Here is a 1883-nt window from a genome sequence, read left to right as displayed (position 1 = left end):
TAGCAGCAGTTCTCGTGTATCTTGGATCGACCACGATTAGCTTTGCGCCGTTATTTTCCTTCGCTTTTAGAAAATGTCTAAAGCCGACCGGGTGATTTACCGCCGGATTTGCGCCTACTATAAAGATAGACTTCGCGTTTTGGATATCTCCAAGGTGATTGGTCATAGCTCCGTAACCCCAAGTATTCGCCACACCGGCGACTGTAGAGCTGTGTCAAAGACGTGCTTGGTGATCTAGATTATTAGTCCCGAACATCGCTACGAATTTGCTTATATAATAGCTTTGTTCGTTGCAATCTTTTGCAGAGCCTAGAAACATTACTTGCTCTGGATTTTTTTCGCGATACGCTTTTAGTTTAGCGCCGATTTCATCAAGAGCCTCTTTATAGCTGATGCGTTTCCATTTGCCGCCTACTTTTTTCATCGGGTATTTTACGCGACAGTGAGAGCGCACCATATCGATGACGTCGCTACCCTTACAGCAGTGGCCGCCAGCGCTTACCGGGTGATCTTGGGCTACTTCTTGGCGTACCCAAACGCCGTTTTCTACCTCGGCGCGCACTCCGCATCCAACGGAGCAAACCGTACAAACGGTTTTTACGATTTTAGAGTTTGGAAACGGATTTGCCATTTCCTCTTTTGTGGCACTTCTAGTTACGCCGCTAGCAGCCAGCCCGCTCATGCCGCCCGCTACACCTGCTAGCGCGGCCATTTTTAAAAACGATCTTCGCCCGACTGCGTTTGAGTGGGGCATAAGACGTAAATTTGCCTCAGACATATTTATCCTTTCTTAAATTTTATTTATTTCGCTTGTTCGTAGTATAGATCCCAGTTTTTGCTTCTTTTATAAAGCACCTCGGTCTTTTTGCTTTTACCGTATTTTAGGTTTGACGCCGCTGCCGTCGCTACTCCGGCCGTAGCCGCTACAGCTCCGACTAGCCCCGCCTTTTTTAAAAATTCTCGCCTATTTTTTTGCATTTTCTTCCTCCATAGCTTTTAGCTTTCTCACTCGGTTTTTTTGTCTTCTTATAGCCTCAGATCTTGAAACTCCGTCCAAAGTCTTTTTGTTTTCGCCGTGATTTATAGGACGCGGCGCGCTTAAAACTACGCGCTCAAACTCGATAAATCCTTGCAGTAGTACCGCGACGTCTTTGTAAATTTCGCTGCTTTCGTGATTAAAAAGACTCTCTATAAACTCATCGATATTTGGATTTATGATCTCTTTAAAAAGCCGCTCTTCAAGCTCTCCGTATAGCTCCAGCTCGCTCTCTCGCGCGATAAATTCGCTCATCAGCGCAAAAACGAAGCCCACGTTGTCTTCGCTTTCTTTAAATTTAGCCTCGTCGCGTCTAAGATCTGTGCTGGCTAAAATTTTACGCACTTTAGCGCAAGCATGCCCGACCTCGTAACCCTCGTCGTAGTACGACAGCGAGTTTCTAAGCGGACTTGGCGGAGCGTGGAAAATTTCATCGAATTCATCCACTAAATTTTGCGGATTTTTCTCGTCGAATTTTGCCTGTATGCGCATTATCGCGGCGGCCGATTCTTCGTTTAGAGCGTGCGCCGAGGCAAGGCCTAGCATCGCGTTTACGCCGCTAAATCTATCAGCGCCTTGGCTAAAAACGAAAAAACGCGAAAATAGCGAGTAGTAAAGTCCGCGTCCCGCCGCAAATTCGCCCTTGCTAGTCATTGCCTTCCTTTATCATTTTTATCTATTTTTTGAGATTTTTCTCGATTGTGAAACTATACTACTTTTTGGCTTATTTCTTATACTTAAAAAAAAATAAATTAAAAAAATTAATATATGCTTAAATATGCCTTAGTTGCATATTACTTACGGCGAATTTTAGGAGATAAAATAAATATGAAATTTCAGCATATAT

General features: G+C 44.1%; 3 protein-coding genes. All 3 read right to left on the bottom strand.

Annotated features, from left to right (window positions below; translation table 11 throughout):
* Positions 1 to 754 (bottom strand): molybdopterin-dependent oxidoreductase (locus Q0546_RS09070; RefSeq protein WP_298792379.1); only part of this gene is annotated, 754 nt, incomplete at its 3' end.
* Positions 755 to 801: 47 nt separating this feature from the next.
* A complete protein-coding gene (locus Q0546_RS09065; RefSeq protein WP_009496297.1) occupies positions 802 to 978 on the bottom strand; it encodes a twin-arginine translocation signal domain-containing protein in 177 nt (58 codons plus the stop codon).
* Positions 965 to 1690: a molecular chaperone TorD family protein gene (locus Q0546_RS09060; RefSeq protein WP_298792377.1), complete on the bottom strand. Its 726-nt coding sequence runs from the start codon at positions 1688 to 1690 to the stop codon at positions 965 to 967. Before Q0546_RS09060 ends, Q0546_RS09065 begins: the two co-directional genes overlap by 14 nt.
* Positions 1691 to 1883 lie beyond the last annotated feature (193 nt).

Origin of the sequence: uncultured Campylobacter sp. (genome assembly GCF_937997465.1) — a bacterium.
Taxonomy (GTDB): Bacteria; Campylobacterota; Campylobacteria; order Campylobacterales; family Campylobacteraceae; genus Campylobacter_A.
Note: the sequence above shows the minus strand (reverse complement) of the source record. Positions and strands in the feature narration are given on the sequence as shown.

What these genes read in the sequence shown, in the direction of transcription:
- Q0546_RS09065 (WP_009496297.1), bottom strand. Translation starts at nt 978, where the DNA reads ATGCAAAAAAATAGGCGAGAATTTTTAAAAAAGGCGGGGCTAGTCGGA.
- Q0546_RS09060 (WP_298792377.1), bottom strand. Translation starts at nt 1,690, where the DNA reads ATGACTAGCAAGGGCGAATTTGCGGCGGGACGCGGACTTTACTACTCG.